The 25,531-nt window shown below is 57.9% G+C and carries 27 protein-coding genes; 18 read left to right on the top strand and 9 right to left on the bottom strand.

From position 1 onward, the window contains the following. The first annotated feature begins 35 nt into the window (after positions 1 to 35). A complete protein-coding gene (locus DFS28_RS00095; RefSeq protein ID WP_008027736.1) occupies positions 36 to 251 on the top strand; it encodes a dodecin in 216 nt (71 codons plus the stop codon). 124 nt (positions 252 to 375) lie between these two features. Then, on the top strand, positions 376 to 600 hold the full coding sequence (locus tag DFS28_RS00100; RefSeq protein WP_111448101.1) for a DUF1161 domain-containing protein: 225 nt from the start codon (positions 376 to 378) through the stop codon (positions 598 to 600). 64 nt (positions 601 to 664) lie between these two features. On the opposite strand, the gene DFS28_RS00105 is transcribed toward DFS28_RS00100, so the two are convergent. Continuing rightward, positions 665 to 1,666: an LLM class flavin-dependent oxidoreductase gene (locus tag DFS28_RS00105; protein WP_111448102.1), complete on the bottom strand. Its 1,002-nt coding sequence runs from the start codon at positions 1,664 to 1,666 to the stop codon at positions 665 to 667. A 240-nt stretch (positions 1,667 to 1,906) separates the two neighbouring features. Between DFS28_RS00105 and DFS28_RS00110 the strand changes: the two genes are divergently transcribed. After that, the gene (locus tag DFS28_RS00110; protein WP_008152515.1) at positions 1,907 to 2,338 is read left to right on the top strand and encodes an OsmC family protein; all 432 of its coding nucleotides are present in this window, start codon (positions 1,907 to 1,909) and stop codon (positions 2,336 to 2,338) included. Between the two features lie 155 nt (positions 2,339 to 2,493). After that, positions 2,494 to 2,727 (top strand): DUF1161 domain-containing protein, encoded by a 234-nt coding sequence (locus DFS28_RS00115; protein ID WP_111448103.1) that lies wholly within the window; start codon positions 2,494 to 2,496, stop codon positions 2,725 to 2,727. 6 nt (positions 2,728 to 2,733) lie between these two features. Here the strand turns inward: DFS28_RS00115 and DFS28_RS00120 are convergent, their stop codons facing one another. Together DFS28_RS00120 and DFS28_RS00125 are read right to left on the bottom strand one after the other, a co-directional pair. After that, positions 2,734 to 3,156: a hypothetical protein gene (locus DFS28_RS00120; RefSeq protein WP_111448104.1), complete on the bottom strand. Its 423-nt coding sequence runs from the start codon at positions 3,154 to 3,156 to the stop codon at positions 2,734 to 2,736. A gap of 41 nt (positions 3,157 to 3,197) precedes the next feature. Next, complete coding sequence (locus DFS28_RS00125) at positions 3,198 to 3,620, bottom strand: hypothetical protein (protein WP_111448105.1); 423 nt, start codon at positions 3,618 to 3,620, stop codon at positions 3,198 to 3,200. A gap of 59 nt (positions 3,621 to 3,679) precedes the next feature. Between DFS28_RS00125 and DFS28_RS00130 the strand changes: the two genes are divergently transcribed. Further along, positions 3,680 to 4,756 carry an aminopeptidase gene (locus DFS28_RS00130; protein ID WP_111448106.1) on the top strand — a complete coding sequence of 359 codons (1,077 nt, stop codon included), beginning with the start codon at positions 3,680 to 3,682 and terminating at the stop codon, positions 4,754 to 4,756. A 123-nt stretch (positions 4,757 to 4,879) separates the two neighbouring features. On the opposite strand, the gene DFS28_RS00135 is transcribed toward DFS28_RS00130, so the two are convergent. Together DFS28_RS00135 and DFS28_RS00140 are read right to left on the bottom strand one after the other, a co-directional pair. Next, positions 4,880 to 5,530, bottom strand: a complete 651-nt coding sequence (locus DFS28_RS00135) for an HAD family hydrolase (protein ID WP_111448107.1) — start codon at positions 5,528 to 5,530, stop codon at positions 4,880 to 4,882. A gap of 26 nt (positions 5,531 to 5,556) precedes the next feature. Then, a complete protein-coding gene (locus tag DFS28_RS00140; protein WP_008152500.1) occupies positions 5,557 to 6,102 on the bottom strand; it encodes a gamma carbonic anhydrase family protein in 546 nt (181 codons plus the stop codon). Between the two features lie 62 nt (positions 6,103 to 6,164). Here DFS28_RS00140 and prlC point away from each other — a divergent pair, with 62 nt between their 5' ends. The 3 genes from prlC (at position 6,165) to DFS28_RS00155 (ending at position 10,684) form a co-directional block, all read left to right on the top strand. Beyond that, on the top strand, positions 6,165 to 8,243 hold the full coding sequence (gene prlC, locus DFS28_RS00145; RefSeq protein WP_165934034.1) for an oligopeptidase A: 2,079 nt from the start codon (positions 6,165 to 6,167) through the stop codon (positions 8,241 to 8,243). Further along, entirely contained in the window at positions 8,240 to 8,527 is a 288-nt protein-coding gene (locus tag DFS28_RS00150; protein ID WP_008152496.1) for a YheV family putative zinc ribbon protein, read from the top strand. The genes prlC and DFS28_RS00150 overlap by 4 nt, the downstream gene beginning before the upstream one ends. Before the next feature lie 114 nt (positions 8,528 to 8,641). Continuing rightward, positions 8,642 to 10,684, top strand: coding sequence for a M3 family metallopeptidase (locus DFS28_RS00155; protein WP_111448108.1), 2,043 nt, complete (start codon positions 8,642 to 8,644; stop codon positions 10,682 to 10,684). Between the two features lie 9 nt (positions 10,685 to 10,693). Here the strand turns inward: DFS28_RS00155 and DFS28_RS00160 are convergent, their stop codons facing one another. Beyond that, positions 10,694 to 11,338, bottom strand: coding sequence for a tyrosine-protein phosphatase (locus DFS28_RS00160; protein WP_111448109.1), 645 nt, complete (start codon positions 11,336 to 11,338; stop codon positions 10,694 to 10,696). A gap of 297 nt (positions 11,339 to 11,635) precedes the next feature. On the opposite strand from DFS28_RS00160, the gene DFS28_RS00165 reads away from it, so the two are divergent. From DFS28_RS00165 to DFS28_RS00175, 3 genes are read left to right on the top strand one after another with little or no spacing between them, the layout of a single operon-like run. Next, positions 11,636 to 12,376, top strand: a complete 741-nt coding sequence (locus tag DFS28_RS00165) for a gluconate 2-dehydrogenase subunit 3 family protein (protein WP_111448110.1) — start codon at positions 11,636 to 11,638, stop codon at positions 12,374 to 12,376. Positions 12,377 to 12,378: 2 nt separating this feature from the next. Continuing rightward, complete coding sequence (locus DFS28_RS00170) at positions 12,379 to 14,163, top strand: GMC family oxidoreductase (protein WP_111448111.1); 1,785 nt, start codon at positions 12,379 to 12,381, stop codon at positions 14,161 to 14,163. A gap of 12 nt (positions 14,164 to 14,175) precedes the next feature. Next, the gene (locus tag DFS28_RS00175; RefSeq protein WP_111448112.1) at positions 14,176 to 15,477 is read left to right on the top strand and encodes a cytochrome c; all 1,302 of its coding nucleotides are present in this window, start codon (positions 14,176 to 14,178) and stop codon (positions 15,475 to 15,477) included. Between the two features lie 101 nt (positions 15,478 to 15,578). Here DFS28_RS00175 and DFS28_RS00180 read toward each other — a convergent pair whose 3' ends face one another. Next, a complete protein-coding gene (locus DFS28_RS00180; protein WP_111448113.1) occupies positions 15,579 to 15,884 on the bottom strand; it encodes a hypothetical protein in 306 nt (101 codons plus the stop codon). Between the two features lie 231 nt (positions 15,885 to 16,115). Here DFS28_RS00180 and DFS28_RS00185 point away from each other — a divergent pair, with 231 nt between their 5' ends. The 3 genes from DFS28_RS00185 to DFS28_RS00195 all read left to right on the top strand — a co-directional run bounded on the left by DFS28_RS00185 (position 16,116) and on the right by DFS28_RS00195 (position 19,766). Beyond that, positions 16,116 to 17,174, top strand: a complete 1,059-nt coding sequence (locus DFS28_RS00185) for a PA0069 family radical SAM protein (protein WP_111448114.1) — start codon at positions 16,116 to 16,118, stop codon at positions 17,172 to 17,174. Positions 17,175 to 17,417: 243 nt separating this feature from the next. After that, entirely contained in the window at positions 17,418 to 18,149 is a 732-nt protein-coding gene (locus DFS28_RS00190) for a carbonic anhydrase (protein WP_111448115.1), read from the top strand. A gap of 90 nt (positions 18,150 to 18,239) precedes the next feature. Beyond that, positions 18,240 to 19,766 carry a SulP family inorganic anion transporter gene (locus DFS28_RS00195; RefSeq protein WP_111448116.1) on the top strand — a complete coding sequence of 509 codons (1,527 nt, stop codon included), beginning with the start codon at positions 18,240 to 18,242 and terminating at the stop codon, positions 19,764 to 19,766. Positions 19,767 to 19,885: 119 nt separating this feature from the next. On the opposite strand, the gene DFS28_RS00200 is transcribed toward DFS28_RS00195, so the two are convergent. Further along, positions 19,886 to 20,536, bottom strand: coding sequence for a hypothetical protein (locus tag DFS28_RS00200; RefSeq protein WP_111448117.1), 651 nt, complete (start codon positions 20,534 to 20,536; stop codon positions 19,886 to 19,888). Between the two features lie 371 nt (positions 20,537 to 20,907). Here DFS28_RS00200 and coxB point away from each other — a divergent pair, with 371 nt between their 5' ends. The 4 genes from coxB (at position 20,908) to DFS28_RS00220 (ending at position 25,315) form a co-directional block, all read left to right on the top strand. Next, positions 20,908 to 22,035 carry a cytochrome c oxidase subunit II gene (coxB, locus tag DFS28_RS00205; protein ID WP_111448118.1) on the top strand — a complete coding sequence of 376 codons (1,128 nt, stop codon included), beginning with the start codon at positions 20,908 to 20,910 and terminating at the stop codon, positions 22,033 to 22,035. Positions 22,036 to 22,117: 82 nt separating this feature from the next. Continuing rightward, positions 22,118 to 23,710, top strand: a complete 1,593-nt coding sequence (ctaD, locus tag DFS28_RS00210; RefSeq protein WP_111448119.1) for a cytochrome c oxidase subunit I — start codon at positions 22,118 to 22,120, stop codon at positions 23,708 to 23,710. A 126-nt stretch (positions 23,711 to 23,836) separates the two neighbouring features. Then, positions 23,837 to 24,394, top strand: a complete 558-nt coding sequence (locus DFS28_RS00215) for a cytochrome c oxidase assembly protein (protein WP_111448120.1) — start codon at positions 23,837 to 23,839, stop codon at positions 24,392 to 24,394. A 33-nt stretch (positions 24,395 to 24,427) separates the two neighbouring features. Further along, positions 24,428 to 25,315 (top strand): cytochrome c oxidase subunit 3, encoded by an 888-nt coding sequence (locus DFS28_RS00220; RefSeq protein WP_008152473.1) that lies wholly within the window; start codon positions 24,428 to 24,430, stop codon positions 25,313 to 25,315. Positions 25,316 to 25,318: 3 nt separating this feature from the next. On the opposite strand, the gene DFS28_RS00225 is transcribed toward DFS28_RS00220, so the two are convergent. Beyond that, positions 25,319 to 25,522, bottom strand: coding sequence for a twin transmembrane helix small protein (locus DFS28_RS00225; RefSeq protein WP_008152470.1), 204 nt, complete (start codon positions 25,520 to 25,522; stop codon positions 25,319 to 25,321). Positions 25,523 to 25,531 lie beyond the last annotated feature (9 nt).

Genomic DNA, 25,531 nt, shown 5'->3' on the forward strand with positions numbered 1-25,531 from the left:
TGCTAGGCTGTATTTCACACCCTGAGGAGAACGCCATGACTGACCATCACACCTACAAGAAAGTCGAACTCGTCGGTTCGTCCACCAGCAGCATTGAAGACGCCATCAATAATGCACTGGCCGAGGCCAGCAAAAGCCTCAAATATATGGAATGGTTTGAAGTGACCGAAACCCGCGGGCACATCAAGGACGGTAAGGCAGCGCACTTTCAGGTGACGCTCAAAGTCGGGTTCCGGATTGCCAGTAGCTGAGTTTGAGCTAATCTTCTGAGCCTGCGCGCTGGCCGAGCGCCATAGGGAATGGCAAAGCGCTACATATTTACATCCGGCTGATTGCTGGGTGCCCCCTATTGATCCGACCAGGGAATGCGACCCGATGAAGCATTTTATTTTAGCGGTAGGTTTGTTGATTTTTGCGGGAACAGCCCTGGCTCAGGGCAAGTCGTGCGAAGAGTTGAAAGCCGAAATCACAGCGAAACTTGATGCCAAGGGCATTTCTAATTATTCACTGGAAATCGTTGATAAAGGCACTGCTGCCGGTGGGAAAATCGTCGGCACCTGTGAAAAAGGCTCCAAGCAAATCGTCTACAAGCAGGGCTGATCTCCCTCGAAAATGAAAAAACCGACGCAATGACGTCGGCTTTTTTGGGCTCGCGGTTTGAGCGTCAGCCCTTCATGACCTGGGCCAGCAGCTCATAGGAGTGCACGCGATCGGTATGTTCGTACAGGTCGCAGGTAAAAATCAGCTCGTCTGCCTGGGTCTGCTCGATCAGCACTTCCAGTTTGGCGCGGATTTTCTGCGCACTGCCAACCATCGCCAGGCCAAGGAAATCGCCGACGGCTTCTTTTTCATGAGGCAGCCACAGGCCGTCCATGGTTTTTACCGGCGGACGTTGCACCAGGCTCTGGCCACGCATCAACGCCAGGATGCGCTGATAGACAGAGGTCGCCAGATAATCGGCCTGCTCGTCGGTGTCTGCAGCCACCAACGGCACACCGAGCATCACGTAGGGCTTATCCAAAACCGCTGAAGGCTTGAAGTGATTGCGGTAGACGCGAATGGCCTCATGCATGAAACGCGGTGCGAAATGTGAAGCGAAGGCGTAGGGCAATCCGCGTTCACCCGCCAGTTGTGCACTGAACAAGCTGGAGCCCAGCAGCCAGACCGGGACATTGGTGCCGGTGCCTGGCATTGCGATGATCCGTTGGTCCGGGGTGCGCGGGCCGAGGTAGCGCATCAGTTCCGCCACGTCTTCCGGGAAATCGTCGGCGCTGCCGGAGCGTTCACGACGCAAGGCGCGGGCGGTCATCTGATCGGAACCGGGGGCACGGCCCAGGCCCAGATCGATCCGGCCCGGGTACAGACTTTCGAGCGTGCCGAACTGCTCGGCGATCACCAGCGGCGCGTGGTTTGGCAGCATCACTCCGCCCGAGCCAACACGAATAGTCGAGGTGCCGCCCGCCAGGTAGCCAAGCAGTACCGAAGTCGCCGAACTGGCAATGCCGTCCATGTTGTGGTGTTCGGCAACCCAGAAACGGTTGTAGCCGAATTTTTCGACGTGCTGCGCCAGGTCCAGGGAATTGCGCAGCGACTGGGCCGCGCTGCCGTTCTCCCGCACGGGCACCAGATCGAGGGTCGAGAACTTGATATCGGACAGTCGTTTCATAAGCCTGCTTCTCCAATTGAGGGCGCAGGTTTTTCTTACAAACGAAAACCTGCCGAATCTATAAGCGTGATTCATGCAATGAGGGCATATACCCGAGTTTCAATAGCAGGGGCAAAATTCCTACCTGATTTGAAGAAAGATCAGATGAGGTGAACTTTGCGGCGCGGTCTATCCTCAGAACCCTAGCAACCGAAAACCACAAAGGCGCGACGCTTCGCGCCGGATCTTGAGGAGGCATTCATGGCTATCACAAAGAAAGCATCGGCTCATTGGGAAGGTGATCTGAAAACCGGCATCGGCTCGATTTCCACGGAAACCGGTGTCCTCAGAGAAGCGCCCTATGGCTTCAAGGCTCGCTTCGAGGGCGGCAAGGGCACCAATCCGGAAGAGTTGATCGGCGCAGCGCACGCGGGCTGCTTCTCCATGGCGTTTTCGATGATTCTCGGCGATGCCGGTCTCAAGGCTGACAGCATCGATACCAATGCCGAAGTCACCCTGGACCAGGTGGACGGCGGATTCGCGATCACAGCAGTGAAACTGATCCTCAAAGCGAAGATTCCTGGGGCGACTCAGGCTCAATTTGAGGAACTGAGCAATAAAGCCAAAGAAGGCTGCCCGGTTTCCAAAGTGCTGAATGCGAAAATCAGTCTGGATGCAACATTGGTCAGCTGATAGCGGGTTATCGCAATCCCCGATAAAAGATCGCAGCCTCAGCGGGCTGCGATCTTTTTTGCCCTGAAACAAACAGGGCTAGCGAAATTGTGGTCGAATAAATGACAGCAGCTAACGCACATTACTCTGCACGCTGCCTCAAAGGAGCTTCAACCATGAAACGTTTTGCCTTGGCGGTTATCTGTTGCGCGCTGGCCACATCGGCCCTGGCGGCAACGAAATCCTGTGAAGAACTCAAGGCCGAGATTGAAGCCAAGATCCAGGCCAATAACGTCTCGTCCTACACGCTGGAAATCGTCACCAACGACGAAGTACACGACCAGAACATGGTCGTCGGTTCGTGCGAAGGCGGCACGAAGAAAATCATCTACCAGAAGAACGACCGCTGATTCACCTCACATGAGGCAATAGGACTCTCGATCTTCAGCGACAATCTCCCGCTTGGCGTTGTACAACCGGGCGCCAGGGGTGAACGCTATCGAACGGCCTTCCAGCACATAACGCTGGCCGGCTTCGAAATGATCATAATTGATGGTCAGGTAGCACAAGCGTTCTGTGGGGGTGTTCATCATGCCCAAGCCACCACCACCGGGCACTTCAAAGTCGAATCGAACAATCAGCTCATGGCTACCGGGGGTGACCTGGAAAAAACGCCCGTCGCGCAACCGCTGATTGTCCAGGCGTTCGGCCATCAGCAATTTATCGTTAGGGAATGGCGTAGAAAACTCGACCCAGGCCATCTGCGGATTAACCGCTGGCAACGGGCTCTGACAGCCAGCAACGATGCTTGCAGCAAGTAATAGCGTGAACCTGCGCATGATGATTTTCTCAAGGACTCGTCCTTTTAGAATAACGCCGATCAGGTGCGTTGGCAGCCTGCCGGTACACCCTGGCCAATCACTTTTCGCTGCTGATCATAAAGTTTTGCCCACGGCCGAAAGCCGATATTTCCTGCTTTCAGCTGATACCGCTCGCCGGCGTTGAAGTCGTTGAATTTCACGTTTAGCTGGCAGTCACGCCATAGCGGCTCGGCGTCTGGTCCGATGTTGGTGGGTGCGACCGGGAATTGGTAACGGACCGTCAACTGATGGCTACCCGGCTGAACCTCGAAATAGCGCTTGTCGGTGGCGGCCTTGTCATCGACTTCCAGCGCTTGCAGCGCCGTGTCTTCCTGCTTCGAATCCAGGTCGATCCACGCTTGAGCCGGATCATGGGGGGGTAATCCGAATCCAGCACAACCTGTCAGCATCAACAGGCTTCCTGTCAGCATCAACGTGCGCATAGCGGAGCTCCAGTCAGGCGGGATAGTCTTGCGGGCAGACTCTCCAAGGATGATTCATTTTGATCAGGCCGCTTCCAAGCCTTGGGTTACTTGATCGCGTTTTACGCATTTTGTTTCCGGGTTTGCTGTTTTTGTTTCTCAACGGTTGCGCCGGCGTCAGCTATTACGGCCAATTGGCCAGTGGTCAGCTGCAATTGCTGCGGGCACGCGAGCCGGTTTCCAGAGTGATTGCTGATCCCGGTCGCGATCAACTATTGCGTGCGCACCTGATTCAATCGCAAAAGGCCCGCACGTTCGCCAGCCAACAGCTGCATCTGCCGGATAATCAGAGTTACCGTTTGTACGCCGACATTGGCCGGCCGTTCGTAGTCTGGAACGTGTTTGCCACGCCGGAATTTTCCCTGACACCACAGAACCATTGCTTCCCGATCGCCGGTTGCGTTGCCTATCGCGGTTATTACAGTCAGAGCGCGGCCCGCGGTGAAGCTGCGTTGCAACGATTACAAGGTATGGACGTGTCGATCGGTGGCGTCGAGGCTTATTCGACGCTCGGCTGGTTCAACGATCCGATTATCAGTTCGATGATGGCCTGGGGTGACGAACGATTGGCCACGCTGATCTTCCATGAGCTGGCGCATCAACGCTTTTATGTGAAGGACGACACCGAGTTCAATGAGTCTTTCGCCACCTTCGTCGAACAGGAAGGCACCCGCCAATGGCGTGCATTCCGCGGCCTGGCACCGGACAGCGGCGCGCAGGTGCAGCAACGGGACCAGTTCATTCAATTGGTTCTGGATACCCGCACGCGACTCGAACGGCTGTACACCCTGCCCCTGCCCGCCGACCAGATGCGCCAGCGCAAAGCCGACGAGTTCGAACGATTGCGCGGTGAATACCGCCAGCTGCGCGACAGCCGATGGGCTGGGGACAAACGCTATGACGCGTGGATCAATGCGCCGATGAACAACGCCCGGCTGTTGCCATTTGGGTTGTACGACCAATGGGTGCCGGCGTTTGCGGTGTTGTTCAGACAAGAGGCTGGGGATTGGGTGAAGTTTTATGCGGCAGTCGAGAAGCTTGGTGCGTTGCCGGTGGGTGAGCGCAAGGTGGCGTTGAAGGCTTTGGCGGGATCATAAAGTTTCAGTGGCTGAACGAGCCCCTTCGCGGGCAAGCCCGCTCCCACAGGATCCGTGTCGTATACGAAAAATGTGTACGACACAGATCCTGTGGGAACGGGCTTGCCCGCGAAAGCAATTTCATTAGCGCTGCAAAAACGCCTGATGCATCTCTTCCAGCGTCTCGAAGTGATAAGTCGGGGCTTCTGCGCTCAACTCTTCCCGGCTGCCAAAACCATAACCAACAGCCGCTGCATCCAGCCCGTTACTGCGCGCACCGATCAGGTCGTGTTTACGGTCGCCGATCATCAGGGTGCTGGTCGGGTCCAGGCCTTCTTCAGCCATCAAGTGGGCGATCAGCTCGACTTTGTTGGTCCGGGTTCCATCCAGTTCGCTGCCATAGATCACTTTGAAGTGCTTGGCGAAGTCGAAGTGCCGGGCAATTTCCCGGGCAAAAATCCACGGTTTGGACGTCGCGATGTACAGCTGTCGCCCTTGGCCGCCGAGGGTTTCCAACAATGGTGTGACGCCGTCGAATACGCGGTTCTCATACAGACCGGTGACCTTGAAGCGTTCGCGATAGAATTTCACCGCTTCCCAGGCCTTGGGCTCGTCGAAGTCGTAGAACTGCATGAACGCCTGCAACAACGGCGGACCGATGAAGTGTTCAAGTTTGGTCAGGTCGGGCTCATCGATGCCCAGTTTGCTCAAGGCGAACTGGATCGAACGGGTGATGCCCTCGCGCGGATCGGTCAGGGTGCCATCGAGGTCGAACAATACGGTTTGGTAATGCATGTTGAATCCTGAATAAGGGCGCAGGGTCAGAGCTGGTCGTAGCCTTCGGCCAAGTGCAAGTTCTTGAGCTTCACGTAGTTCGCCGCGCTGTAGGTGAAAAAGGCTTTTTCCTTGTCAGTCAGTGGCCGGACCTGTTTCACCGGGCTGCCCACATAAAGAAAGCCGCTTTCCAGGCGTTTACCCGGTGGCACCAGACTGCCGGCGCCAATGATCACATCGTCGTCGACCACCGCACCGTCCATGACGATGCTGCCCATGCCGATCAGAATCCGACTGCCCACGGTGCAGCCGTGGAGCATGACTTTATGCGCGATGGTCACATCGTCGCCAATCAGCAACGGAAAGCCATCGGGATTGAACGGCCCGGCGTGGGTGATGTGCAGCACACAGCCGTCCTGCACGCTGGTGCGCGCGCCGATACGGATGCGGTGCATGTCGCCACGAATCACCGTCAGCGGCCAGACCGAGCTGTCTTCGCCGATTTCAACGTCGCCGATCACCACCGCCGAACCGTCGACAAAGGCGCCTTTGCCCAGTAGCGGCGTATGGTTCTGATACTTGCGAAGGGTCACGATAGGCTCTCTCTCTTTTGCTGATAGCTGCGGTGAGCGTCGATTGTAATTAAGATGGCGCAATGTTTCTTCCAGCCAAGGTGCCAACCGTGAGCGTGAACAACCCTCTTTTGCAGTCCTACGACCTGCCGCCGTTCTCGGCGATACGTGCCGAACACGTGCAGCCGGCTATTGAACAGATCCTGGCTGACAACCGCGCCGCCATTATCGAGATCCTCAAAACCCAGGGCAAACAACCGACCTGGGCCGGCCTGGTGCTGGCGATGGACGAACTGAACGATCGTCTGGGCGCCGCCTGGAGCCCGGTCAGCCACCTGAATGCCGTGTGCAATAGCGCCGAATTGCGCGAAGCCTACGAGTCCTGCCTGCCGGCCTTGAGTGCCTACTCCACCGAATTGGGCCAGAACCGCGAGTTGTTCGAGGCGTTCGAAGCGCTGGCGAACAGTCCCGAAGCTGCCGGTTTCGAAGTGGCGCAGAAAACTATCCTGGAACACTCCCTGCGCGACTTCCGTCTGTCGGGTATTGACCTGCCGGAAGCCGAACAAAAGCGTTACGCCGAAGTACAGAGCAAATTGTCGGAGCTGGGCAGCCGCTTCTCCAACCAACTGCTCGATGCCACTCAGGCCTGGACCAAGCATGTTACCGATGAAGCCACCCTCGCCGGCCTGACCGATTCGGCCAAGGCGCAAATGGCCGCGGCGGCACAGGCCAAAGGTCTGGAAGGCTTTCTGATCACCCTGGAATTCCCGAGCTACTACGCGGTGATGACCTACGCCCAGGACCGCGCCCTGCGCGAAGAGGTCTACGCCGCCTACTGCACCCGTGCGTCGGACCAAGGCCCGAATGCCGGTCAGAACGATAACGGCCCGGTCATGGAAGAAATCCTCGACCTGCGTCAGGAACTGGCGAAGCTGCTCGGTTTCGCTAGTTTCTCGGAGCTGAGCCTGGCCACCAAAATGGCCGAATCCAGCGATCAGGTGCTGAGTTTCCTGCGCGATCTGGCCAAGCGCAGCAAGCCGTTCGCTGCCCAGGATCTGGAACAGCTCAAGGCGTACGCCGCCGAACAAGGCTGTCCGGACCTGCAAAGCTGGGACAGCGGTTTCTACGGTGAAAAGCTTCGTGAGCAGCGCTATAGCGTCGCCCAGGAAGCCCTTCGAGCTTACTTCCCGATCGACAAAGTGCTGGGCGGTCTGTTCGCTATCGTTCAGCGCCTGTACGGCATCGAAATCGCCGAACTGAAAGGCTTCGACACCTGGCACCCGGATGTTCGCCTGTTCGAAATCAAGGAAAACGGCCAGCACGTCGGCCGTTTCTTCTTCGACCTCTACGCCCGCGCCAACAAGCGTGGCGGTGCCTGGATGGACGGCGCCCGCGACCGTCGCCGCACGATCAGCGGCGTATTGCAAAGTCCGGTGGCGAACCTGGTGTGCAACTTCACCCCGGCCGACAGCGGCAAGCCAGCGCTGTTGACCCACGATGAAGTGACCACCCTGTTCCACGAATTCGGTCACGGCTTGCATCACCTGTTGACCCGCGTTGAACACGCCGGTGTATCCGGCATCAACGGCGTGGCCTGGGATGCGGTCGAGCTGCCAAGCCAGTTCATGGAGAACTGGTGCTGGGAGCCGGAAGGTCTGGCGCTGATCTCCGGTCACTACGAAACCGGAGAACCGCTGCCTCAGGACCTGCTGGGGAAAATGCTCGCCGCGAAGAACTTCCAGTCCGGTCTGATGATGGTCCGTCAGCTGGAGTTCTCGCTGTTCGACTTCGACCTGCACGCCACCCACGGTGACGGCCGTAGCGTGGCGCAGGTACTTGAAGCTGTGCGGGACGAGGTGTCGGTCATGCGTCCACCTGCCTACAACCGTTTTCCGAACAGCTTCGCCCACATTTTCGCCGGCGGTTATGCAGCGGGCTACTACAGCTACAAATGGGCTGAAGTGCTGTCGGCGGATGCCTTCTCGAAATTCGAAGAAGAAGGCGTGCTCAACGCCGAGACCGGCCGCGCCTTCCGCGAAGCGATCCTGGCGCGCGGTGGTTCCCAGGAACCGATGGTGCTGTTCGTCGACTTCCGCGGACGTCCGCCGTCGATTGACGCACTCTTGCGCCACAGCGGCCTGAGTGAGGTCGCGGCAGCATGAGCGAGGGTCCTGTGATCACGAAAAAACGCTTTATCGCCGGGGCAGTCTGCCCGGCCTGCAGCGAGCCGGACAAGTTGATGATGTGGAACGAAGACGAAGTCCCACACCGCGAGTGCGTGGCCTGCGGTTATTCCGACACGTTGAATGAACAAGGCCTGTCCGTGCCCAAGGAATTGGGCACGCGGGTCAACACTTCGGCGCTGAAAGTGCCGGACGCCAAGGTTCAGGCTGTACAGTTTTTCCCGAACCCGAAGCTGAAGAAAAAGCCTGACGAGCAACACTGAGTCACCGCCACCTTCCACGCCTGAACGGCTTGGAAGGTGGTATCTATCTACCACCTTTCCCCTGCGCTTCCTTTATAGGCTGACCACATTCAGCCTCTACCCAAGGAAGACGCCATGCCCGACACCAATCCGCTTTTGCAGGCCTGGGACCTGCCGCCCTGGTCGGAGGTCCGCACCGAACACCTCGTGCCGGCAATCACAGCCATCATTACCGACAACCGGCAGGTCATTGCCGAAACCATCCTCAGCCAATCCGTGTTTCCCAATTGGGATGATCTGGTTCTGGCCATCGATGAAATCGATGCGCGCCTGAACGAGGCTTTGGGCATCATCCAGATCCTGTCGATGGCGAAACACAACGATACGGCCTGGAACACGGCAGCTGCTGCATGCAACGACGCCGGGGCGCAGTACCGCTCCGAAAGATTGAGCAATCGCCCGTTGTTTGAGGCATACCGGCGATTGGCGAACAGTTCGATCGCCCTCAACTTCGATGAACCGCGCAAGGCTGCGCTGGCCAAGATTCTGCGCAAATTTCAATTGGCGGGAATCGAATTGCCCCTGGCACAACGGGAAAAGCTGGCCCGGTTGAACCTCGACATCGATCGGCTCGAAGAGCTGTTTCTCATCCATCTGAAAAACGCCAACGCGGCCTGGACCAAGCACGTCGATGACGTTGCGGTACTGGAAGGTTTATACCCCACCGTAAAAAATCGTCTGAGACACCTGGCCAAAGAAGCAGGACATGAAGGCTGGCTGATTCCCCTGGATGAAAACACCTGCCAGCAAATCATGCGGTACGCCGAAAATCGGGCATTGCGAGAAGAGTATTTCGTGGCGTACTCCACGCGCGCGTCCGATCAAGGCCCGCATGCTGACGAGTTCGATAATGATCCTGTACTGACGTTGCTGCTTTCGCTGCGCCACCAGAAAGCCGAACTGCTAGGTTTCGATAATTTCGCGCAACTACGTCTCGCCACCGCAGCGGCCGAGTCCACCGATCAAGTTCGCCGTTTTCTGCGTCGGCAAGTGACATTGAACACACCGTCACTTGCACGGGATACAAAGGAGCTACAAGCGTTTGCACTCGAACGGGGCCTCTCTGAAGTACACGCCTGGGACCACGAATTTCTCGCTGAACAACTGCGCCACCATCGTTTCCCTGACGCCCTGAAGAATCTGCGTGACTATTTTCCCCTAGACGGCACCTTGCGACGATTCTGCCTGTTCTGCGAACGCCTGTTCGGGATCCGGATCCTCGAGCAGGCTGAGTTCAGTCGCTGGCATAACGACGTGCGCCTGTTTGAGATCAGCGAGCATGGTCAGACCATTGGGCATATTTATCTTGACCCGTACCACCGCAAGGAAGCCCCGGATTACGCCTGGACCGGCACACTGCGAAACCGACGAAGAAACGCCGAAGGCCGCGTAGCGCTACCGATTGCCGATCTTCACTGCAACTTCACGCCGGGGGTCGACGGCCATCCGTGCCTGCTTGAGCACCAGGATCTGCGGGTGCTTTTTCATGAATGGGGTCATTGCCTGCAACACGTGCTGACGAGTTCGCCGCATCACAACCTTTCTGGCATTTCCCAACTGGGGCGCGATACGGCGGAGTTCGCAGGGCAAGTATTCGAGCAGTGGTGCCTGTCACGGGAGTTTCTGTTATGGCTGGGGGCCCACCACCAAAGCGGTGAACGCTTGACCGAGGCGCGGGTAGACGCGGCACTGGCAGCCCTCGAAACCCAGACCAGTCGACAAGCCGCACTCTTGCTGACGGGTGCAATGTTCGATTTCGAAGTGCACCGCAGCCAAGGCGATGGTCGTAGCACCCAGCAAGTATTCGAAGACGTTCAGCAGGAGGTTCCCCACGTGCAACTGCCGTCTTATTGTCGGTTCGCAAACAGCTTCGACTACATGGTGACCGGTTACGCAGCCTCCGTTTACGCCTACACGTGGTCAGGCGTACTGGCCATCGAAGCCTTCAAGCGATTCCGTCAGGATTGGGTCTTCAACGCGCAAACAGGACGAGCCTTTCGCGAGGCGTTTTTTTCTCCGGGCGATTCGCGCTCCTTGCTCACCGCCCTGGAAGCATTTCTTGATCGGCCGGTCGCCGAAGATCTGTTCGCGTTTTCGTCAGAGACCGTTACCCGCTGAGGCAACGGTTTACTCGACGTGGGCCGATTTGAACCAGCTCTTCATCGAACAACTGGCGAACGGGCTCGTGCTGCAATCGCCGTTGGCCAGCGCAGTGCGGAGCTTGTCGACATCGGCCTGCATCATGTAACGGATGCCGTCCTTGAAATGAGTGCTGTCACCAAAGCCGCCCTGAGTCATTTCGTTCAGGGCGTCTTCCTTGCTCCAGCCCTGCACCACAACCCGGTACATAGCCGCCATCAGGCCCGTGCGGTCCGAACCATGCTTGCAGTGCATCAGCACCGGTCCCTTAGCTTCGGCAGTCTGGATCGCGCGAAGGGCTTTGAGTACATCCGCGTCATCCACATGGTTGGTACGGTAGGGCAACTGTATTTGTGCGATTCCTGGCGTCGATAACCAGCTTGAATCCGACTCGGGCAGGAACGTGATCACCGTCCCGACCTTGAGTTTTTCCAGTAACGGCACAGCGCCTCTGTCGGGCAACGCACTGCGATAGAGCGTCGGGGACATTTTAAAGAGGTTGTACTGCACCTCGACCGATTGAGCCCACTCCGCAGGTCGGGGCAATGCACTGTCGTCGGCAAGGGCCACCGTCAGGTTTAAAATTGCCGCCAGCGACAGGCAGATCGCTGGGATACAACGCGATAGAGACATGCTCGGGGTGACCGTTCAGGAGAATTGGGAAGATGATGCCGAGCTTCCCCCCCGAGCAGTCAAAGGCCTGTGAGCCGTCTGTCAAAGAATCGTGAATCAGCCGATCGCTTTCGTCGCAAAGCCGAGTTTTTTAGCTGAATCGGTTCATCTTTATGCTTAGCCTGCTACCATTTGTTTCTCCATATTACCGATGCGCCCTATTGCTCCCCGCTTGCTGGCGATCTTCATCGGTGCCAAAACGAAAAGTCGTCCTGCGAGACGGCTGAAAAACCGCTATGCCTGATGAGGTGCCCCCCTATGTCCGATCAAGATCGAGACAACCCGCGGCGTGAGTTTTTGCGCAAATCCCTGACCTTGATCCCGGTGGTCACCGTTGCCAGCACCGGTCTGGGCAGCACGGTCCTGATGGCCGCGCCCGAAGCAGCCCCGACCAGTTCCGGCAAAGCGCCGGTCGCCACCAGCACCTATGAACCCAGCTACTTCACCGCCGAAGAATGGACGTTCATCAAAGCGGCTGTCGCGCAGCTGATTCCGAGCGATGCCCAAGGGCCAGGCGCCCTGGAGGCCGGTGTGCCCGAATACATCGACCGTCAGATGAACACGCCTTACGCGGCCGGCGCGCTGTGGTTCATGCAGGGACCGTTCAACGCAGACGCCGCACCGGAAATGGGCTGGCAGAGCAAATTGGTGCCCAAAGAGATTTATCGCCTGGGCATCGCCGCGACGGATGCTTGGTCGAAAACGCTCAACGGTAAAGTATTTGCTGAGCAAGACAGCGCTACCCGAGACGATTTGCTCAAGCAACTCGAGGCCGGAAAACCTCAGTTCGACAGCGTCCCAGCGAAGATTTTCTTCAACCTGCTGCTGCAAAACACCAAAGAAGGGTTCTTCTGCGACCCGATTCACGGCGGCAATAAAGGCTTGGTCGGCTGGACCATGATCGGCTTCCCCGGCGCCCGCGCCGATTTCATGGATTGGGTGGAACGCAACGAGCAATACCCCTTCCCGGCAGTTTCGATTCGCGGCGAGAGGGCGTAAGCATGGCAACGGTAATGAAGAAGGTCGACGCAGTGATCGTCGGTTTTGGCTGGACGGGCGCGATCATGGCTAAGGAGCTGTCAGAAGCCGGCTTGAATGTGCTGGCGCTGGAGCGCGGGCCGATGCAGGACACTTACCCCGATGGCAACTATCCACAGGTGATCGACGAACTCACCTACAGCGTGCGGAAAAAACTCTTCCAGGACATTTCCAAGGAGACCGTGACCATTCGCCATAGCGTGAATGACATCGCGCTGCCGAACCGCCAACTGGGCGCCTTCCTGCCCGGCAATGGTGTCGGTGGCGCCGGTTTGCACTGGTCCGGCGTGCACTTTCGGGTCGACCCGATCGAGTTGCGCATGCGCAGTCACTATGAAGAACGCTACGGCAAAAGCTTCATCCCCAAGGACATGACTATCCAGGACTTTGGCGTCAGCTATGAAGAGCTGGAACCGTTTTTCGATTACGCCGAGAAAGTCTTCGGTACGTCGGGTCAAGCCTGGACGGTGAAGGGTCAATTGGTCGGCGAAGGCAAGGGCGGCAACCCGTACGCGCCGGATCGTTCGAATCATTTCCCGCTGGAATCGCAGAAGAACACTGTTTCCGCACAGCTGTTTCAGAAAGCGGCCACCGCAGTGGGTTACAAACCCTACAACCTGCCCTCTGCCAATACGTCAGGCCCCTACACCAACCCTTACGGCGCACAGATGGGGCCGTGCAACTTCTGCGGTTTTTGCAGCGGCTATGTCTGTTACATGTATTCCAAGGCATCGCCGAACGTAAACATTCTGCCGGCGCTCAAACCGCTGCCCAATTTCGAGCTGCGGCCCAACTCCCACGTACTGCGGGTCAATCTCGACAGCACCAAGAGCAAGGCGACAGGCGTCACCTACATCGATGGCCAGGGCCGAGAAATCGAGCAGCCGGCAGATCTGGTGATCCTCGGTGCCTTCCAGTTCCACAATGTGCGGCTGATGTTGCTTTCGGGCATCGGCAAGCCGTATGACCCGATCAGCGGCGAAGGCGTGGTCGGCAAGAACTTCGCCTACCAGAACATGGCCACCATCAAGGCCTACTTCGACAAAGAAACCCACACCAACAACTTTATTGGTGCCGGCGGTAACGGCGTGGCGGTGGACGACTTCAACGCCGACAACTTCGATCACGGTCCCCATGGCTTCGTCGGCGGCTCGCCGATGTGGGTCAACCAGGCCGGCAACCGACCGATCGCAGGCACCTCCAACCCGCCAGGCACCCCGGCCTGGGGCAGTGCCTGGAAACGTGCCACCGCCGATTACTACACCCATCAAGTGTCGATGGATGCCCACGGCGCCCATCAATCCTACCGTGGCAACTACCTCGATCTGGACCCGGTGTACCGCGATGCCTACGGCTTGCCGCTGTTACGGATGACCTTCGACTGGCAGGAAAACGACATCAAGATGAACCGCTTCATGGTCGAGAAAATGGGCAAGATCGCCGAAGCGATGAGCCCCAAGGCCATCGCCGTACTGGGCAAGAAGGTGGGCGATCACTTCAACACCGCGTCTTACCAGACCACCCACCTCAACGGTGGCGCGATCATGGGCACCGACCCGAAAACCAGCGCCCTGAACCGTTACTTGCAGAGCTGGGACGTACACAACGTTTTCGTCCCCGGAGCGTCAGCTTTCCCACAAGGTCTGGGCTACAACCCTACCGGCCTGGTGGCAGCGTTGACCTACTGGTCGGCCCGGGCGATCCGCGAGCAGTACCTGAAAAACCCCGGCCCGCTGGTTCAGGCTTAAGGAGCGATGACCATGAAATCACTTGTTATCGCGACCCTGACGCTGCTCGGTTGTGGCTCGGTCAACGCCGCAGAAATCGATCAAAACCTGATCAAACAAGGCGAGTACCTCGCTCGAGCAGGTGACTGCGTGGCCTGCCACACCGCCAAGGACGGCAAGCCGTTCGCCGGTGGTTTGCCGATGGAAACGCCGATCGGAACGATCTACTCCACCAATATCACGCCGGATAAAACCGGGCTGGGCAACTACAGCTTCGAAGAATTCGACAAGGCCGTGCGCCATGGCGTCGCCAAAAACGGTAGTACGTTGTACCCGGCCATGCCCTATCCGTCCTACGCCAGCGTCAACGAAACCGACATGAACGCCTTGTACACCTACTTCATGCACGGTGTGGCGCCGGTCGCTCAGGAGAACAAGGACAGCGACATCCCTTGGCCTTTGAGCATGCGCTGGCCGCTTGCGGGTTGGCGCTGGATGTTTGCCCCGGCTGTGGCGGATTACAAAGCGGCACCCGGCGAAGATGCGGTGGTCAGCCGTGGGGCTTATCTGGTGGAAGGCCTCGGACATTGCGGCGCATGCCATACGCCGCGTGCCCTGACCATGCAGGAAAAAGCCCTGAATGCAGGCGAAGGCAGCGCATTTCTGTCAGGCAGTGCGCCGCTTGAAGGCTGGATCGCGAAAAGTCTGCGCGGCGATCATAAAGACGGCCTCGGCAGCTGGAGCGAACAACAACTGGTGCAGTTCCTCAAGACCGGTCGCAGCGATCGCAGCGCGGTGTTTGGTGGCATGAGTGATGTGGTGACGCACAGCATGCAGTACATGACCGACAACGATCTGACCGCGATTGCCCGTTACCTCAAGTCCTTGCCGGCGAATGATTCCAATGATCAGCCGCACCAGTACGACAAACAGATCGCACAGGCGCTGTGGAACGGGGACGACAGCAAGCCCGGCGCTTCGGTGTACATCGACAACTGCGCGGCCTGTCACCGTACCGATGGCCATGGCTACACCAAAGTGTTCCCGGCGCTGGCAGGCAACCCGGTGTTGCAGTCGCAGGATCCGACGTCGCTGATTCACATCGTGCTCAAGGGCGGCACCTTGCCTGCGACTCACACGGCGCCGTCGACCTTCACGATGCCCGGGTTTGCGTGGCGCTTGTCGGATCAGGAAGTGGCGGATGTGGTGAGTTTCATTGCCACTAGTTGGGGAAATAAAGGGGCTACTGTTAAAGCCAGTGATGTAATGGCGTTAAGGAAAGACGATATGAAAACGACTTCAAATGATGACATTGGCCAAGCGACGACTCATTAAATAAATAAAAAAGCGGCATGGAAACTCCATACCGCTTTTTTAGATTCAGCTACAACCTACTGCGCACTCAATATTTATCTACTGCATGCGTTCAATCGCGATTACGGTTTGACGATCTTCGAATAGGCACTCGCCAAGGCCAGCAGAACGGCCTTGTCTTGTGCGTCGATGTCACCATCACCGTCCACATCGGCAGGGGCGGTACCCATGGTGAAAGTCACGCCGCCGTCGTTCGATACGGCCTCGCGGGTGCTCGAGTCCAGCAGAGCATAAGTGACAGCACGGTTTTCCGGATCGTAGCCCTCTTCCTTGAGTGCAAACTGCATGGAAACCCGAACTTCTTTTGGACTAACAACAGATGCGCGCATCAGTTGCAAAAAAATACCGCGCTGATTGTAATTCGACATTAATTAATTCCATTTAATAGTTGAACACGAGAACTTCGTGTGAGAAGGATATTACTAATAGCACTTATAACTATGCCAGTCGTTATATGTATCTCATGGTGACGAACGCTTTAACCAATTGATAGAAATACAAAGAACCAGGCTTTTTTAGAATTAACAGGCGCCGAACGGCACTGGCCGAATGTGCCGAGGCCCTATACTGTATAGATATACAGCTAAAGGACCTTGTCGATGCCTACTCCCCTGCCACCTCGCGGCCGCGGCACCGCCACCAACCCGCACAACCGTTTCGCGCCGAATCGCTCGGTGGCCGAGGATGACGGCTGGTATCAGGAAGCGCCGATCACCCAGGGCACCGAGGTGCGCATTGAAACGGCGAAAACCATCATCACTCGCAACAACTCGCCGGACTTGCCCTTCGATCGCTCGATCAATCCCTATCGCGGCTGCGAGCACGGTTGCATCTATTGCTACGCGCGGCCCAGCCACGCTTATTGGGACATGTCGCCAGGGCTGGATTTCGAGACCAAACTGATCGCCAAGACCAACGCCGCCGATGTGCTGGAAGAACAACTGTCCAAGCGCGGCTATCAATGTGCGCCGATCAATCTGGGCTCCAATACCGACCCTTATCAACCGATCGAACGCGAACACAAAATCACCCGAAAAACCCTCGAAGTGCTGCTGCGTTATCGCCATCCGGTGACCATCATTACCAAGGGCTCGCTGATTCTTCGGGATCTGGACCTGCTGGCCGAACTCGCCGAGCAAAGGCTGGTGGCGGTGATGATCAGCCTCACCACCCTGGACGACGAACTCAAACGCATCCTCGAACCGCGCGCCGCGGCACCCAAGGCTCGGTTGCGGGCGATCCGCGTGATGCGTGAAGCGGGAATTCCGGTGGGTGTTCTGTGCTCGCCGATGATTCCGATGATCAACGACAGCGAACTTGAAAGCCTGCTCACCGAAGCTCATGCCGCGGGGGCGCAAAGTGCGGCCTACATGATGCTGCGCCTGCCGCTGGAAGTGGCGCCGCTGTTCGAAGAATGGCTGGCGGCCCACTATCCTCAGCGTGCCGCGCATGTGTTGAGCCTGATTCGTCAGAGCCGTGGTGGCGAGCTCTATGACAGTCGCTTCGGTGCCAGGATGCGTGGCGAAGGGCCGTTTGCCGATCTGCTGGCGCAACGATTTGCCAAAACCATCAAACGCCTGGGGCTCAATCGTCGGGAAGGTTTCAATCTGGACTGCGAAGCCTTCTGTCCGCCGGGTCGCCAAATGTCGTTGATTTGAGGACAATTGGCCTATGGTTGAGTAGGGTGAAATGCACTTTGCCACTACGCCAGTCACGTTTTTTGTGACCTGGAACACACGTTCTAGAGCGTTTTATTCAGTTTGAGTTAAGTTTCGGCCGCTACCTTGTTCATCGAGTGACTGATGGGTCGAGATTCTCGGCCTGGATGTTTTTTAAACAGCCACTGGCTTCACACCGGACAAAACGGGAAAATTCCCTGACTCCGCCAAAGAGGATGAATCATGAGTGACAAGGATAAACAGTCGTTGGCTGCGTCGGCTTCAGCCCAACCGGAGGCGGAAACCGCCGATGCAGCGCTGCAGCATATCGTTGACGGCTTTTTGCATTTTCATCACGAGGTTTTTCCACAGCAGGAAGAACTCTTCAAAAAACTCGCCACGGCCCAGAGCCCCAGAGCGATGTTCATCGCCTGCGCCGATTCGCGCATCGTTCCTGAGCTGATCACCCAAAGCGCCCCCGGCGACCTGTTCGTGACCCGTAACGTCGGCAACGTTGTGCCGCCTTATGGGCAAATGAACGGCGGTGTTTCCACGGCAATCGAATACGCCGTTCTGGCCCTCGGCGTGCAACACATCATCATTTGCGGGCACTCCGACTGTGGCGCGATGCGCGCAGTGCTCAACCCGCAAAGCCTGGAAAAAATGCCGACGGTCAAAGCCTGGTTGCGTCATGCCGAAGTGGCAAAAACCATGGTCCAGGAAAACTGCCATTGCGCTGACGAAAACGAAAGCATGCACGTCCTCACCGAGGAGAATGTGATCGCCCAGCTGCAACATTTGCGCACGCACCCGTCGGTAGCCTCGCGCATGGCCAATGGTCAGCTGTTTATCCATGGTTGGATCTACAACATCGAAACCAGCGAAATCAGAGCTTACGACGCGGACAAGGGTTGTTTCCTGCCGCTCGATGGCAGCCATCCGATTCCGGTGGCGACGCCTAAAGCGCGCTTCTAAATCCTCCTAAATCCCTGTGTGGTTTAGCCAAGGCTGCCGATCAGGCAGCCTGGCTTTGCCACGCCTGAAGAAAACTTCGGGAGAGTCACCATGCGTGCTGCTCAACTTAAAGCTGTTCTGCCACGGGAGCTGCTGGCATCCGTGGTTGTGTTTCTCGTCGCCCTGCCCTTGTGCATGGGCATCGCCATCGCCTCGGGGCTGCCGCCGTCCAAAGGCTTGATCACCGGGATCATCGGTGGCCTGGTGGTGGGCTGGATTGCCGGTTCGCCGCTGCAAGTCAGCGGCCCGGCAGCCGGTTTGGCTGTTCTGGTGTTCGAACTGGTGCGCCAGCATGGTATCGACATGCTCGGACCCATCCTGCTGCTGGCCGGTTTTCTGCAACTGGTGGCCGGGCGTTTGAAGCTGGGCTGCTGGTTCCGGGTAACGGCGCCGGCGGTGGTCTACGGCATGCTCGCCGGGATTGGCGTGCTGATCGTGTTGTCACAGGTGCATGTGATGCTCGACGCCGTGCCCAAGCCTTCCGGGCTGGATAACCTGGCAGCCTTCCCGGCTGCCGTCGTGCAGGCCTTGCCCTCCTTCGGTTGGCAAGCTGGGTTGCTCGGGCTGTCGACGATTGCGGTGATGTGGCTGTGGGAGAAATTCCGCCCCCATTCCCTGCGCTTCGTACCCGGCGCACTGCTTGGGGTAGGCCTGGCGACCGTCGCCAGCCTGGTGCTCGCTTTGCAGGTCAAACGAGTCGAAGTCCCGGCCAACCTGGCGGAAGCCATCGACTGGCTGAAACCCGCGGATTTACTCAACCTGGCTGACCCGACGCTGCTCATTGCCGCGTTTGCCGTGGCGTTTATTGCCAGCGCCGAAACCCTGCTCTCGGCCGCCGCGGTGGACCGCATGCACAGCGGCCAGCGTTCAGACTTCGACCGGGAATTGTCGGCTCAAGGCGTCGGCAACATGCTCTGCGGTCTGCTCGGCGCGCTGCCAATGACCGGCGTGATCGTGCGCAGTTCAGCCAACGTCCAGGCCGGCGCCACCACGCGAATGTCGACGATCTTCCATGGCCTGTGGCTGCTGGCTTTCGTGTTGCTGCTGTCCAGCGTGCTGCAAAGCATTCCGGTGGCGAGCCTGGCGGGCGTTCTGGTTTACACCGGTTTCAAACTGGTCGACCTCAAGGCCTTCCGCGGTCTGGGCCGTTATGGGCGGATGCCGATGTTCACCTACGCGGCAACAGCCCTGGCGATCATCTTCACCGACCTGCTGACCGGCGTGCTGATCGGCTTCGGCCTGACCCTGGCCAAACTGGCCTGGAAGGCTTCGCGGCTGAAAATCAGCCTGATCGATCTGCCCAAGGACGGCGAAATGGAATTGCGGTTGATAGGTGCAGCGACCTTTCTCAAAGTGCCGGCGCTGACCCAGGTGCTGGGGACTATTCCGGCAGGCACGACGGTGCATGTGCCGCTCAATAACCTGAGCTACATCGATCACTCGTGTCTGGAATTGCTGGAGGAATGGGGGCGGGCCAATGCGGCCAAGGGATCAAAACTGTTGATTGAAGCGCGGGGGTTGAAGCGCAGGCTGGAAGGGCGATTGCGGACCACTACCGGCGTAGGTTCAGCCGCGTAGATAACAATGTGGGAGCGGGCTTGCTCGCGAAAGTGGCGTGTCAGTCAACATCAATGTTGAATGATTGACCGCTTTCGCGAGCAAGCCCGCTCCCACAGGGGATTGTGTTGATCAATGGATCAAGCCGCTGGCTGATCCAGCTCCAGGCCGACGCCCAGTTGGCGCGACAGGCACGGCCAGCGCTTCCATGCAGCGCCGGTGTCCGGGCTGTTGAGTTTCTCGCGGTAGGCTTCCACCGATTCCAGCGCGAAACTGTCTTCGTTGAGCATCTCGTCCACGGCGTGATGCACCGCCTCATCCAGTTGATTGGCGAACTCCTCGCCGATCAGTTGGTGGGCAATCAGGTTGGCAACAGTCATGTCCAAGGGGATCAGTGGCTGGCCAAAATGCTTGATGTACAGGTCATTGACCTCTTCGACCAGGCGATGCGCCAGATAGGCTTCGTCCAGCAGGCTGTCCAGACCAACGTGACCGGCCATGATCGCCGGCGGCTGAAGGAAGAACTGCACGGCGATTTTCAGCACCGGTGTGATCTGTGATTCGATACCCGCTTCCCTGGCGACTTCATTGGCTGCATCCAGCAGGTCCGGCACTTGCTCTATATACGCGGCCACAAAACGCGTCATCACGCCGTTGGCGTCGACATCCGGCAATTGGATGGCGGAGTGAAGGTGTGGCAGTTGGGTTTCCAGCTGACGAGTCAGCAGGCCGGTTTCGGCTTCGTGTTGTTGGGCTTTTTGGATCTGCTCGCGCAATGCGGCGGTGTTCATGAAAACTCCAGGAAACAAAGGCAATGAAATAGGGAAGACATAACTTAGCTGGCATACGAAAAATGCTAAGACGCATTTGTCATAATTATTTCATCCTTGAGACATCAAAGTTATATCGATTTGCCACCACTCGTCTGCATCCTTCTCCATTCGTGCCCTGGAACGCAAGTCCCAGCTGTTTCAGATCATTTACGCCATCACGTTGCGAGGTGGCAGTCGCTGTCTATACTCGGGTGGGAATGGAGTTAGCTGATGACACCCGACTGCACACGCAGCAAGGCTCGGCGATTCAAGTTCGTAGTCTGAAAAAGCCGCTCCCTTGCCGCAGGTGAAAGCCGGCGGGATAAAAAGAACGATAAGGGGAACCCGCAATGATGCGACATCCACACGTCTGGATGGGCCTCCTGTTGTGGTCGATTTTCAGTCAGGCACAAGCGGCCTGGACTGTGAATATGGCGCCTGGAGCGACTGAAATCAGTCACGCAGTATTTGACCTGCACATGACCATTTTCTGGATCTGTGTAGTGATCGGCATCATCGTCTTCGGCGCCATGTTCTGGTCGATGATCCTCCACCGCCGCTCGACCGGGCAGGTGGCCGCAAAATTTCATGAAAGCACCACCGTTGAAATCCTCTGGACCATCGTGCCCTTCCTGATCCTGGTGGCCATGGCGGTTCCCGCGACCGCAACCCTGATCAAAATGTACGACGCCAGTGAGCCGGATATCGATATCCAGGTCACCGGCTATCAGTGGAAGTGGCACTACAAATACCTGGGCCAGGACGTTGAGTTCTTCAGCAACCTGACCACGCCCGCCGATCAGATCCACAACAAGGAAGCCAAGAGCGAGCACTACTTGCTTGAGGTCGATAAGCCTTTGGTGCTGCCGATCGGCGCCAAGGTGCGCTTCCTGGTGACTTCCGCCGACGTCATCCACTCCTGGTGGGTTCCGGCCTTTGCGGTCAAGCGCGATGCGATTCCGGGGTTCGTCAACGAAGCCTGGACCCGCGTCGACAAGCCCGGCATCTACCGCGGTCAATGCGCCGAATTGTGCGGCAAGGATCACGGCTTCATGCCGATCGTGGTCGAGGTCAAGGAAAAGGCCGATTACGAAAAATGGCTGGCCGAACGTAAAGCCGAAGCCATGCAGCTTAAAGAGCTGACCAGCAAGGAATGGACCCTCGACGAGCTCAAAGAGCGCGGCGACAAGATCTATCACACCACCTGCGTCGCCTGTCACCAGGCCGAAGGTCAGGGCCTGCCGCCGATGTTCCCGGCGCTCAAGGGCTCGAAAATCGCTACCGGCCCCAAAGAAGGCCACCTGAGTCTTGTCTTCCACGGCAAGCCTGGCACCGCGATGGCGGCGTTCGGCAAGCAGCTCTCGGAAGTCGACATCGCGGCAGTCGTGACCTACGAACGTAACGCCTGGGGCAACAACAAAGGCGACATGGTCACGCCTAAAGAAGTGCTGGAGCTGAAACAGGCGGAAAGCAAATGACCCGGTCTATTGCGCACGTAAGGAATCAGTCGGGGCATCGCGCCCCGGCCTGCCCAGCCCATCTGTTTGCAGGAGACAGGACATGACTGCTGTCGTCGATGACCATGTTCATACCGGCACCGCCCACGCCCACGGCCCCGCCAAAGGCCTGATGCGCTGGGTGCTGACCACCAACCACAAGGATATCGGCACGCTGTACCTGTGGTTCGCGTTCTCCATGTTCTTGCTCGGCGGCTCGTTCGCGATGGTGATTCGTGCCGAGTTGTTCCAGCCGGGCCTGCAAATCGTCCAGCCGGAGTTCTTCAACCAGATGACCACCATGCACGGTCTGGTGATGGTCTTCGGTGCCGTGATGCCAGCCTTCGTCGGCCTCGCCAACTGGATGATCCCGTTGATGATCGGCGCGCCGGACATGGCCCTGCCACGGATGAACAACTTCAGCTTCTGGCTATTGCCGGCGGCGTTCATCCTGCTGGTATCGACCCTGTTCACCCCGGGCGGTGGACCGAACTTCGGCTGGACGTTCTACGCCCCGCTGTCGACGACCTACGCACCGGAAAGCGTGACCTTCTTTATCTTCGCCATCCACTTGATGGGGATCAGTTCGATCATGGGCGCGATCAACGTGATCGCCACCATTCTCAACCTGCGCGCCCCCGGCATGACGTTGATGAAAATGCCGCTGTTCGTCTGGACCTGGCTGATTACCGCGTTCCTGCTGATCGCGGTGATGCCGGTACTGGCCGGTTGCGTGACGATGATGCTGATGGACATCCACTTCGGCACCAGCTTCTTCAGTGCCGCTGGCGGCGGTGACCCGGTGTTGTTCCAGCACGTGTTCTGGTTCTTCGGTCACCCCGAGGTGTACATCATGATCCTGCCGGCCTTCGGTGCCGTCAGCTCGATCATTCCGGCCTTCTCACGCAAGCCGCTGTTCGGCTACACCTCGATGGTCTATGCGACGGCGAGTATCGCGTTCCTGTCGTTCATCGTCTGGGCGCACCACATGTTCGTGGTCGGCATTCCGTTGGTGGGCGAGCTGTTCTTCATGTACGCCACGCTGCTGATCGCGGTGCCGACCGGGGTCAAGGTGTTCAACTGGGCCAGTACCATGTGGCAAGGCTCGCTGACCTTCGAGACACCGATGCTGTTTGCGGTGGCGTTCGTGATCCTGTTTTCCATCGGCGGTTTCTCCGGGTTGATGCTGGCCATCGCCCCGGCGGACTTCCAGTACCAGGACACCTACTTTGTGGTCGCGCACTTCCACTATGTATTGGTACCGGGGGCGATCTTCGGGATCTTCGCCTCGGCCTACTTCTGGCTGCCGAAATGGACTGGCCACATGTACGACGAAACCCTCGGCAAGCTGCACTTCTGGCTCTCGTTCATCGGCATGAACATGGCGTTCTTCCCAATGCACTTCGTGGGGCTGGCGGGCATGCCGCGGCGGATTCCCGACTACAACCTGCAATTCGCCGACTTCAACATGGTGTCGTCGATCGGCGCGTTCATGTTCGGTGCCACGCAGATCTTCTTCCTGTTCATCGTGATCAAGACCATCCGTGGTGGCCCACCCGCACCGGCCAAACCGTGGGATGGGGCCGAAGGCCTGGAATGGAGCGTTCCGTCACCGGCGCCGTATCACACCTTCACCACGCCGCCGGAAGTGAAATGAAACGCTTGGCCCCTGTGGGAGCGGGCTTGCTCGCGAAGAACGATAACGCAGTTTGTCTGACGGACCGCAGCGTCTGCTTCGCGAGCAAGCCCGCTCCCACAGGGGTTTGCACAGAGGTTAAGCACCATGGCTGATTCGATTTCTTTGAAGAAGCTGGTCACGCGCCTGTTGCTGGTGGTGGTGGCGATGTTTGTCTTCGGGTTTGCCCTGGTGCCGATCTACGACGTGATGTGCAAGGCGTTCGGCATCAACGGCAAGACCGGCGGGCAGTATGAGGGCGAACAAACGGTCGACACCTCGCGGCAGGTTCGCGTGCAGTTTCTGTCGACCAATTCCGCCGACATGTCCTGGGATTTCTACCCCAAGAGCGATGAGCTGACGGCTAATCCGGGGGCGGTGAACGAGATGATTTTCATCGCCCATAACCCGACCGACAAACCGATGAGCGCGCAAGCAGTTCCGAGCATCGCGCCCAGCGCCGCGGCGGCGTACTTCCACAAGACCGAATGTTTCTGCTTTACCCAGCAAGTGTTGCAGCCCGGTCAACGGATCGAGATGCCGGTACGTTTCATCGTTGACCGTGACATGCCCAAGGATGTGAAGCACCTGACGCTTTCCTACACGCTGTTCGATATCACCGCACGTCATCCACCCGCGGCTGTTGCTGCAAACACCGGTGGCTAGGCGTTAAAGCGTGCCCGATAAGGAGAACAATAAATGGCAACTCATGAACATTATTACGTTCCGGCACAGAGCAAATGGCCGATCATTGCCACGGTCGGTATGTTCGTCACCGTGTTCGGCCTGGCCACCTGGTTCAACGACCTGAAGGCGGCGCGGCCGGAGTCCCACGGCCCGCTGATCTTTTTCGTCGGTGGCCTGCTGCTGGCCTACATGCTGTTCGGCTGGTTCGGTACGGTGATCAAGGAAAGCCGCCAGGGGTTGTACAGCGCACAGATGGATCGCTCGTTCCGCTGGGGCATGAGCTGGTTCATCTTCTCGGAGGTGATGTTTTTCATCGCGTTCTTCGGCGCGCTGTTTTATGTGAGAAACATTTCAGGCCCGGCGCTCGGGGGTGAAGGGGTCAAAGGCATCGCGCACATGCTCTGGCCGAACTTCCAGTTCGCCTGGCCATTGCTGCATACCCCTGACCCGAAACTCTTTCCGCCACCCAAGGAAGTCATCAGCCCTTGGGGCCTGCCGCTGCTCAACACAGTGTTGTTGGTGAGTTCCAGCGTCACCGTGACCATCGCTCACCACGCCTTGAAAAAGGGCCATCGCGGCGCGCTGAAAATCTGGCTGGCGCTCACCGTGTTACTGGGCTGCGCGTTCCTTGGTTTTCAGGCCGAAGAATACATGCACGCCTACCACGAACTGGGCCTGACACTCGGTTCGGGCATCTACGGCGCAACCTTCTTCATGCTCACCGGCTTCCACGGCGCCCACGTGACCATCGGCACCATCATCCTGTTTGTGATGTTGATGCGGATCATGCGCGGGCACTTCGACGCCGATCATCAGTTCGCGTTTGAAGCGGCGAGTTGGTACTGGCACTTCGTGGACGTTGTGTGGATCGGTCTGTTCGTTTTCGTCTACGTGCTCTGAGGCTTACCAAGGTACGTGCGACACCAACTGGCCGCTGAAAAAACCCCAGGCAATCAAGCCGACGGTAATGGCGGCCAGCGCCACACGAACACTCAAGGCAATGACGAGGCGGTTCGAGCTGCTGTCGTCCTTGACCAAAAAAAACAGGCCGCTGAACAGGCTGACAACCGTGGCAATCAGCATCAGGACGATGGCTGCTTTGAGCATGGTGAAACT

Source organism: Pseudomonas sp. 478 (assembly GCF_003254125.1).
In the GTDB taxonomy this organism is placed as follows: Bacteria; Pseudomonadota; Gammaproteobacteria; order Pseudomonadales; family Pseudomonadaceae; genus Aquipseudomonas.

Excerpts from the sequence above, each read along its gene's own strand:
- DFS28_RS00095 (WP_008027736.1), top strand. The coding sequence starts at position 36 with ATGACTGACCATCACACCTACAAGAAAGTCGAACTCGTCGGTTCGTCC.
- DFS28_RS00100 (WP_111448101.1), top strand. The coding sequence starts at position 376 with ATGAAGCATTTTATTTTAGCGGTAGGTTTGTTGATTTTTGCGGGAACA.
- DFS28_RS00105 (WP_111448102.1), bottom strand. The coding sequence starts at position 1,666 with ATGAAACGACTGTCCGATATCAAGTTCTCGACCCTCGATCTGGTGCCC.
- DFS28_RS00110 (WP_008152515.1), top strand. The coding sequence starts at position 1,907 with ATGGCTATCACAAAGAAAGCATCGGCTCATTGGGAAGGTGATCTGAAA.
- DFS28_RS00115 (WP_111448103.1), top strand. The coding sequence starts at position 2,494 with ATGAAACGTTTTGCCTTGGCGGTTATCTGTTGCGCGCTGGCCACATCG.
- DFS28_RS00120 (WP_111448104.1), bottom strand. The coding sequence starts at position 3,156 with ATGCGCAGGTTCACGCTATTACTTGCTGCAAGCATCGTTGCTGGCTGT.
- DFS28_RS00125 (WP_111448105.1), bottom strand. The coding sequence starts at position 3,620 with ATGCGCACGTTGATGCTGACAGGAAGCCTGTTGATGCTGACAGGTTGT.
- DFS28_RS00135 (WP_111448107.1), bottom strand. The coding sequence starts at position 5,530 with ATGCATTACCAAACCGTATTGTTCGACCTCGATGGCACCCTGACCGAT.
- prlC (WP_165934034.1), top strand. The coding sequence starts at position 6,165 with ATGTTTCTTCCAGCCAAGGTGCCAACCGTGAGCGTGAACAACCCTCTT.
- DFS28_RS00150 (WP_008152496.1), top strand. The coding sequence starts at position 8,240 with ATGAGCGAGGGTCCTGTGATCACGAAAAAACGCTTTATCGCCGGGGCA.
- DFS28_RS00155 (WP_111448108.1), top strand. The coding sequence starts at position 8,642 with ATGCCCGACACCAATCCGCTTTTGCAGGCCTGGGACCTGCCGCCCTGG.
- DFS28_RS00160 (WP_111448109.1), bottom strand. The coding sequence starts at position 11,338 with ATGTCTCTATCGCGTTGTATCCCAGCGATCTGCCTGTCGCTGGCGGCA.
- DFS28_RS00165 (WP_111448110.1), top strand. The coding sequence starts at position 11,636 with ATGTCCGATCAAGATCGAGACAACCCGCGGCGTGAGTTTTTGCGCAAA.
- DFS28_RS00170 (WP_111448111.1), top strand. The coding sequence starts at position 12,379 with ATGGCAACGGTAATGAAGAAGGTCGACGCAGTGATCGTCGGTTTTGGC.
- DFS28_RS00175 (WP_111448112.1), top strand. The coding sequence starts at position 14,176 with ATGAAATCACTTGTTATCGCGACCCTGACGCTGCTCGGTTGTGGCTCG.
- DFS28_RS00180 (WP_111448113.1), bottom strand. The coding sequence starts at position 15,884 with ATGTCGAATTACAATCAGCGCGGTATTTTTTTGCAACTGATGCGCGCA.
- DFS28_RS00185 (WP_111448114.1), top strand. The coding sequence starts at position 16,116 with ATGCCTACTCCCCTGCCACCTCGCGGCCGCGGCACCGCCACCAACCCG.
- DFS28_RS00190 (WP_111448115.1), top strand. The coding sequence starts at position 17,418 with ATGAGTGACAAGGATAAACAGTCGTTGGCTGCGTCGGCTTCAGCCCAA.
- DFS28_RS00195 (WP_111448116.1), top strand. The coding sequence starts at position 18,240 with ATGCGTGCTGCTCAACTTAAAGCTGTTCTGCCACGGGAGCTGCTGGCA.
- DFS28_RS00200 (WP_111448117.1), bottom strand. The coding sequence starts at position 20,536 with ATGAACACCGCCGCATTGCGCGAGCAGATCCAAAAAGCCCAACAACAC.
- coxB (WP_111448118.1), top strand. The coding sequence starts at position 20,908 with ATGATGCGACATCCACACGTCTGGATGGGCCTCCTGTTGTGGTCGATT.
- ctaD (WP_111448119.1), top strand. The coding sequence starts at position 22,118 with ATGACTGCTGTCGTCGATGACCATGTTCATACCGGCACCGCCCACGCC.
- DFS28_RS00215 (WP_111448120.1), top strand. The coding sequence starts at position 23,837 with ATGGCTGATTCGATTTCTTTGAAGAAGCTGGTCACGCGCCTGTTGCTG.
- DFS28_RS00220 (WP_008152473.1), top strand. The coding sequence starts at position 24,428 with ATGGCAACTCATGAACATTATTACGTTCCGGCACAGAGCAAATGGCCG.
- DFS28_RS00225 (WP_008152470.1), bottom strand. The coding sequence starts at position 25,522 with ATGCTCAAAGCAGCCATCGTCCTGATGCTGATTGCCACGGTTGTCAGC.